6 protein-coding genes are annotated in these 8,110 nt (G+C 46.0%); 2 read left to right on the forward strand and 4 right to left on the reverse strand.

Annotated elements, in window-relative coordinates; genetic code table 11:
* From ACTIE6_RS11610 to ACTIE6_RS11620, 3 genes are all read right to left on the reverse strand, one after another.
* A partial coding sequence (locus tag ACTIE6_RS11610; RefSeq protein ID WP_439556793.1) for a ligand-binding sensor domain-containing protein occupies positions 1 to 2,889 on the reverse strand: 2,889 nt, incomplete at its 3' end.
* Between the two features lie 278 nt (positions 2,890 to 3,167).
* Positions 3,168 to 4,043, reverse strand: coding sequence for a manganese catalase family protein (locus ACTIE6_RS11615; protein WP_439556794.1), 876 nt, complete (start codon positions 4,041 to 4,043; stop codon positions 3,168 to 3,170).
* 64 nt (positions 4,044 to 4,107) lie between these two features.
* Positions 4,108 to 4,566 (reverse strand): alpha amylase C-terminal domain-containing protein, encoded by a 459-nt coding sequence (locus tag ACTIE6_RS11620; protein WP_439556795.1) that lies wholly within the window; start codon positions 4,564 to 4,566, stop codon positions 4,108 to 4,110.
* A gap of 187 nt (positions 4,567 to 4,753) precedes the next feature.
* Here ACTIE6_RS11620 and ACTIE6_RS11625 point away from each other — a divergent pair, with 187 nt between their 5' ends.
* Complete coding sequence (locus tag ACTIE6_RS11625) at positions 4,754 to 5,485, forward strand: oxygenase MpaB family protein (protein ID WP_439556796.1); 732 nt, start codon at positions 4,754 to 4,756, stop codon at positions 5,483 to 5,485.
* A 75-nt stretch (positions 5,486 to 5,560) separates the two neighbouring features.
* Here ACTIE6_RS11625 and ACTIE6_RS11630 read toward each other — a convergent pair whose 3' ends face one another.
* Positions 5,561 to 6,970, reverse strand: coding sequence for a DUF4270 family protein (locus ACTIE6_RS11630; protein ID WP_439556797.1), 1,410 nt, complete (start codon positions 6,968 to 6,970; stop codon positions 5,561 to 5,563).
* Positions 6,971 to 7,439: 469 nt separating this feature from the next.
* Here ACTIE6_RS11630 and ACTIE6_RS11635 point away from each other — a divergent pair.
* On the forward strand, positions 7,440 to 8,110 hold a 671-nt coding region (locus tag ACTIE6_RS11635; RefSeq protein ID WP_439556798.1), incomplete at its 3' end, for a Kelch repeat-containing protein.

Consider the following 8,110-nt stretch of genomic DNA (forward strand, 5'->3'; position numbering starts at 1 on the left):
GTCAAGGATATCGTTGATCACATTGACCAGCGTTTCTCCGCAAGCTGCAATTGTTCTGGTATAATCCTTCTGCTCGTCAGTAAGTTGTGTCTCCGAGAGTAGTGCCGTCATACCAATTACGCCATTCATCGGTGTCCGGATTTCGTGGCTCATCGTGGCAAGGAAAATACTTTTTGCCTGGTTGGCGCGCTCGGCCTCCTCACGCGCCTGCTGTGCCTCTTCGTGCTGCTCATAAAGCTCCTCAGTCTGGGTACGCAGTTCCTCCGACTGTGCCTGCAACTCTTCATTCAATGCCTGTAGCTGGTCGGCTTGCGCGTGCAGTTCTTCGGTCTGCCGCTGCACCACCATGGTACGCTCCTCAACAAGCCGCTCCAATGTGGCCTTTTGCCTTACAATGGACTTCACACGAAGGGTATAGAGCATATAAATAATACCTGCGATCAGGAATATACCCAGCAATCTAAACCACCAGGTGGCCCAAAACGGCGGTCTGACCCTGATGATCAGGCTCTGTTCAGAACTTACCCACTCGCCGGATATATTCTGCGCCTTTACCTTGAACACGTATTTACCCGCCGGAAGATTGGTGTAAACTGCTGTGTTTTTGTTACCTACAAAATTCCAGTCTTTGTCAAAACCTTCGAGGAAATACGCATAGTTGCGACGCGTGGAGATGAAGTCCAGCGCGGCATAATCGAGTGTGATAAAAGACTGGTCGTGTGATAATATCACTTTGCGCGAATCAGAGATATCCCCGTCTGTCACAGGTGTCATATTCATCTCGCCAGTGGCACTTGCATTCCTGTTGAATACGCGGAGATTGGTGATCGCAATGGGGTAAGTTCCGTGATCACGATTGATTGCAGCCGGATTGAATTTGTTAAAACCATTTACGCCTCCGAAATAGATATTTCCATTTCGATCTTTGTAAACAGCCTTTTGCTTGTACTCCCGTCCCTGTAAACCATACTCTACGGAAAATACCTCAAATTTCTCGCGTTGGGGGTCCAATCGGGAAAGTCCGCCCGACGCACTGATCCAGAGCATGCCGCTATTATCCTCCGCAATACCCTGCGTCGCATTGCTGATCAAACCGTTTTTAGTCGAGTACTTTCTAAATTCTTGCGTTGCAGGATCAAAGCGGATCAAACCTTTCAGCGTAGCAAGCCAGAGAATGCCTCTTTTATCTTCGGTAATGCTGTTTATCGCGCCATTGAACAGGTGCTGACCTTCTGAAATGGAAAATCGGGTGAAGGAATCAGAAGCAGGATTGTAGCGGTTAAGCTGACCTTCATCTGTCCCCATCCACAAATTGCCTTTTCTGTCCACAAGAAAGCAGTCTACCGTGTTATCGGAAAGTGTTTTGGGATCGTCGGGATTACTCAGGTAGTGCTTGAAGACCTTTTTCACAGGGTCAAATACATCCAGTCCCTCGCCGTATGTACTTAGCCAAACCCGGTTATCCGCGGTATGTGCAATGGCGTAAACGTTATTGGAATACAATGTGTTAGCTGTATTTTTCTTGCTTCGATATGCTTCTGACCGACCTGTTTTTGGATCAAAAACGGCAAATCCATCTCCCCAGGTACCGATCCATAATTTCTGCTGCTTGTCGGGTACAATCGCCATTACAAATTTGCTGACTGCATTCCTCGCCGAAGCGAACCGTGGATTTTCTACGAATTTCTGGGTTTTAATATCAAAAAGGTTCAACCCTCCCCCATCCGTGCCGATCCACATCTTCTCATCTTGGTCTTCATAAAAGCAGAGTACCGCATTGTTTGTGAGACTGTTCTTGGAAGCATTACGACGGAAGTGGGCAAATCCGTTACTTTTCTTGTAAATGCTAACCCCGCTGCTAAACACTCCCAGCCACAAGTTGTTCTGGCGATCGCGGTAAATGCAATCCACCGAATTCCCCGCCACGCTGCTCAGATCAATTTCGTCATGCAGGTGCGTGGTGAATGTCCAGTCTTCCACATCCAGGATATTCAGTCCGCCATTTTCGGTACCAATCCAGATTTCACCTTCGCTTTCATTGATGCTGGTAATACTGTTGTTCGAGAGGCTGGCAGGATTGCCCGGATCGTGCCGGAAACGCTGGAATGTACCTTTTTCCGGTTGATAAAGATTAAGCCCCGCCTGGTAGGTACCCACCCAGATATTTCCCTTTGAATCCTGAAATAAAGCACGAACATCGTCCCCGGACAAGGAAGCTGCATTTCCACTTTGGTAAGTAAATTTTTTGAATGAATTTGATTTCCGGTCGAGCAGGTTCAAGCCTGTCGAAGTACCAGCCCAGATATTGTTATGATTGTCGCAGAAGACGGTATTCACATTATCTCCGCTAAGGCTGGCTGCATTATCAGGATTAAATTTGTACTGGGTTATCACAGCACCTGTTTCTGTGTCAAAACAGTCAAGTCCGCCTGTGGTAGCAAGCCACAATTTTCCATTTTGGTCAAAAACAATGCGGTTGACAAAATTCCCCGCGATCGTCTTGTTGTTGTGGTAATCAGACAAAAATGATCTGAACTTCTTTCTGCCTTTGTCAAGCACATTCAAGCCGCCGCCGCTTGTTGCTACCCAAATGCGGCCGGCTTTGTCTTCCGCTATACCTGTCACTGCATTGTTACTCAGACTGGTATTATCTCGTTCCTCATTCTGGTAGCTCTTGAATTCATGACCGTCATACCGATTGAGTCCGCCATTTGTTCCTATCCAGATAAAGCCTTTTGAATCCTGAAAAATGCAGTTGACATTGTTATCTGCAAGTCCGCTTTCTGTGTTAAGATGACGGAAATGAATGGGTCTGCCTTGTGTAAATGCCTGCAAGGGAACAAATAATATCAGCAGGGCACAAATTAACGGGCAAAGGCGCAGCTTCATGCTTATAGAGGAGCGTAAAATTACTTTGTATATTTTGTAGAAATATACGGGTTAAAATGAGATTAATCATCGCCTTGCGCCAACACAGTTACTAATTAGAATTGTTCGAAACACCTGATTCACTGCAAGATATTGACGTTTTACTCCAACTGGTTGTAGAAATCGTTGCACAGGTTTGAAAACGCGGGATTTGGGATATAAAAAAGCCACCAATTGTCGGAATTTCCCTTCAACTGGTGGCACATCACTCACCTCACATAACTGAGATTTTTGTCCGACTAGCTGGTTATAAAATCTTTCACCTGGTCGATAAAACCTGAATCAGACTTGATGCCTTGTTCCAGCTGTCCGTGTACCTCCTTATCTGCCGGCGCAAGAACAGGCACGCCGCCCACCGGCTTACCCACCTCAACACTGAACACACCTTTTCCATCAATGGAAGTTCCTTCTGTCCAGCGACCTGACGGCGTAGCAATTCCATCTACCCGGGTGGTAATAAACTTGTATGCAACATCCTGGTTTTGCAGCTCCTCTGGAAAACTGTTGGGGATCGGGTGCCCTTTTTCAAGTCCCAGCTCTTCCAATACGGCCATCCACTGATTCTGGTGCATGGTATCTCTTGCACTCAGGAATGCAAGCATATCCTTCATTCCGGCATCGTCGGTCATTTCATACAACCTGGTAGCGAGTACCCGGCCAGTTGCCTCAGCCATTACATTGGCGTGCATATCGGCTGCGATATTTCCGCTGCTTACCACCCAGGATCCGTTAAAAGGAACTCCGTTTGCATCGCAGGCCATAGCACCAAGTCCGGCCGATAGAATGTGCCGGGGATCACGGCCGCCCATTACAGCCTCCACCATGGGATTACTTGCCGCCATTTCGTCTTTTACAGCTGTTGAGGAACCTTCCAGGTTCAGACATACCGCGGTGGCAAGCATTTCAATGTGGGAAATCTCTTCCGTTCCGGTTTCGAGCAGCATATCTCTGTATTTCTGAGGACCTCTGCTGTTCCACGCCTGAAACAGGTATTGCATACAAACGCGGATTTCTCCTTCAATGCCGCCGATCGCTTGTTGCAGCAATTTTGCAAACTGAGGATTGGGCTTGTCAACCCTTACATGATACTGAAGTTTTCCATCGTGATAAAACATAGGATATAAGTTTTTAGTTGAAGATTGACGCGCCTTTCTAAAAATCGTGCCAACTCACTTCGACTTAACCATACATCACCAAACTCCGCGGCGGGATGGTTAGTCTGATGGATTTTCCGTTCCGGTCTTCCACATTCAATTCTGCGGGAATGGATTCTGACCCCAGCAGTCGGTTCATCCTCGTACCGGAAGCATGCAGCCCGTCGTCGATTGTCACATATACAACAGCTTCTTTCCAGTGGTGTAAGTTGATGACGCACAGGATTTCGCTCGCTTCAAAAATCCGTGACCAGGCCAGTATGCAGGTATCCTGCTCATCTGCTAATCCCGGTAGCTGGAAGTCTGTTCCGTTCCCGGAAATGGTGCGCCAGTGATAGGTACCATGCTGCAGAGCAGGTTGTTTTTGAATTAGTGATAATAATGCTGCTATTTCTTCTCCCCTAACCCTGTATTCTTCGAAAAAGCCCCGGAGTGCGGCCTGATCACGTGCATTGGCCCACAAAGTATCTGATGTAATTTCCATAGCTGGTAAGTTGCCCATTGGCTTTAAAGGTTAATTTGCTTCTCTTAAACGCCGGCTTTGTGTAGCGTGGACCTACTTAAACAACCAGACCAGCCCCATTATCTTATTATCAAAATGAATGTGAGACACTTCCAGCCGGTTTTTGCGTTTTAACGATATGGACTATTTTGTTGAAAAGCACTCAATTGTGCGACAGATTTGGGGAAAGAGCGACACCATCCTCTTCATTTTTGCGGGCGCAGCGGCTGAGTTTGCGCTCAGCAAAGCGGTGGATTGGCTGTACTTCACCAACCGACTTCCATCTGATCCGCTGGGAAGACTCTTTTCAACTGTTTCTTACGCGAGAAAAATTGTCTTCTCTGAAAAGGAATCAGCACATCGGGCAATTGACACCATGGCGGCGATACACGCAGGTGTAGAAGCAAAACGCGGCCAGAGCATTCCCGACTGGGCTTACAGAGATGTGCTATTCATGCTGATCGACTATTCGATCCGCTCATTTGAAGTACTCGAAAGGAAGTTAACCGCAGCTGAAAAACAGGAAGTTTTCAATGTTTTCTACGAAGTGGGCAGCCGAATGGGTGTGCAGGCACTGCCGCTCAACTTTAAAGAATGGCAGCGAATGCGGCAGGAACATCTATCACAAAATCTGGCGCATAGCCACTACACGGATGATTTGTTTAAACAATACAGAAAACACCTGGGTAGCATCCGCTATAAAATCCTCTTAGAAGCACAAATCCTCGTGGTTCCTCGCCGGGTTAAAGAGCTCCTTGCATTCAGACAATTCTCATTACTTAGCCCATTGCTGGGCTTATATCAGGTAAGCAGAAGCGTAAAAATGGACTGGTTTCTGAAAGAGCTGATCCTGCCTGAGAAGTATAAGGCTGAAATCAGGGAACTCAATATGGAGCCTTGAATTAAGATCACTGCCTATGAAAAAGCCTTGCTAATACATTGATCAGCAAGGCTTTTTCATGAATTATTATCAAGATTAAGGTGTAATCTTCGTGAAATACAGTTCCAGCTTCACGCCCGGATCATCGCTTTGCTGATCTCCAAAAACAAGCCGGTTGAATGAGTTGGTAAATTCAGTGTTCTCCCCAGGATAAGTAGGAGTAGCTCGCTCATTGAATGGAGATGTCCGCAGCACAAGGGAACCGATATCTCCTGTTTCACTGGTTAACAGCTCGGTCACATAGGAACTGATATCCAGGAGATAATACTGCTTGTTGGTAAGCAAATCGTTAATGTAAGATCCCTTTACGGCTAACGGCCGCTGATTGGCTGTGGCAAGTGTATAAAGGGGAAGTGGAAAGCCGGAGCCTTCACCTGAGGATTGAAGATAAAACTCATTATTTCTATCAACACGAAAAGCATACAGGGCTGGCGGCGCCTTGAACTGATCAGTCACAGAAAGTCTCTTTGGTGTAATTCTCAGGAATGCCCGGTTTGCCGCTATATATTGTTGACGTCGGAGATCACGAACTGTTGGCAAATCAATGCGCGTCATGATACCCGTACCGGCTTGTATAAATGCATTGTTTCCAGTCTGGGAAGTTGGGTATGAAATTCTTTTTGTAACAGGAAGGTTGGCGATCTGTGTGCCTGTTCTGTCGCTAAGTACCTGATTGTAAATGGCTGAATTCCGTATCACCACTGAATCTTTCCTTATTCCGTCAACTTGTGGTGTATGGAAGTACATATTGACTGTCGCGCTGTCTGTCCTGAAACCGACAATTGCACCTTCATCATTTGCTGCTCCCCTGATCAGTAATCCTTTAACCAGGTTTATCCATTCTGTGTTGGAAGGTATCAGATTAGCTTTGGCTTTGGCAAAAACATCATTTCCCAATACATCTGACAGCCTGATCACCACCCTTTTGCTGGTTAATGGACGCGGCGCAAGCTTCACCTTACCCAAAGGCACCGCATCATAAGGCGTGCTGTTTGTGCTGAAATAGACGTTTTTGTCAAGAATATCCGATTGCAATTTGTGGATACTGAGGTTCATCGGCTTGGTGGTATCGCCGTAGGTGTAAGTATCGTAATACATGGATAGCACCAGCGAATCGTAAACTGCCTCCTGGGCGAAATTCAGCCCATTGTTACTGGCAGGGCGAAAGAAGCTGGCAGCCTGCAGTTTGCCAAAGTAGGGATCAGTGAACCTGCCCACTAGCATGCGTCCTGCCGAACCAGTCATCACAGAATCCGTGATAACCGTAGAAAGCTGCACCCTTGCAGTATCCGTAAAACCTACTGTAAAATCATCGGGGTTGGGCTGTACCAATGCTTCGATTTCACCTGTAGGATCACAGGCAATCATGGAGGCGGACAATCCCAATATAAATAGCAGTGGAGAGGCCTTGAAAAATCCTTTTAAATAACCAGACTTGAATTTCATTGAGAGCAAGACAGTAAAAAGTGCAAAACTACCATATGTGAGCTTATTTACAATATGCGTATGACAATTAGCAGCCGTTATCAAAGTGACCGTGACTTGCAACAAACCAGCGGAGCAGTACGTATTGCTTTTTGAAGGGCTTTTTGATCTATACGCCACAGCCAGAAAAAAAGTGGCAAACCCAATTACAAACGCGATTTCGGTTCAAGCTATTTCAACTAAATGCGCATAAAAGTTGTCACAAGAAAGCCGCTGAACAAGGCTGGCAACATTCCTGAGCGTATCTGCGTTAAAAGTAACTGACCGGTAAAGTTTTGGACAAAAAAGACCCTATTATTTTACTTAGCAGGTTGAAGATATTATGTTTGCAAAAAATTTGTGTAAAAACACCTTTATCCGCGCAGGCACTCAGCCCTGTCAGCTTTTTATTAGTATTCATTTGTAACAATTCGTCAAACTATATTTTTTCATGTTTAATACTTTAAAAAAGACCTCGTTAGCCATTCTAGTTGCTTCACTTGCATTTGCTCAGATCAGCTGTGGGGATGATGATCCGGAGGCAGATTTACAGGGAAACTGGTTCCGTAAAGACCTTCCCAGTTTCGGGGGATCAGGAAGGACAAGGTCTGTAAGTTTCGTGATTGGGGATGTTGGTTATGTGGGAACAGGCTATACGAATGAAACAGTAGCGCGGGTTAAAGATTTCTGGGCGTACGATGCTTCTGACAGAATATGGTCGCAGGTAGCTCCTTTTCCTGGAACAGGCCGTAATGATGCCACTGCATTTGTTCTTGACGGAAAAGCATATGTTGGTACAGGTTATGATAATGTAACAACAATTGACAACGGTTACAAAAAAGATTTTTACCAGTTTGATCCTGCATCAAACAAATGGAAGGCAATTGCTGACTTCCCAGGAACGCGCCAGTACGCAACTTCTTTCGTAGCTAATAATAAAGGTTATGTTGGATTAGGCTACAATGGCAGCAACTACTTCCAGGATTTCTACGAATACAACCCAACCACTGACAAATGGACTGAAATGGCGACTTTCATCGGCGGTAAACGCGCAGGTGCATTCGCATTCACTGTTGGAGGAAAAGGATACGTAGGTTGCGGCAGAAGCAATTCTTCAGTAGC

The organism is Dyadobacter sp. (assembly GCF_051859145.1).
Taxonomy (GTDB): domain Bacteria; phylum Bacteroidota; class Bacteroidia; order Cytophagales; family Spirosomataceae; genus Dyadobacter.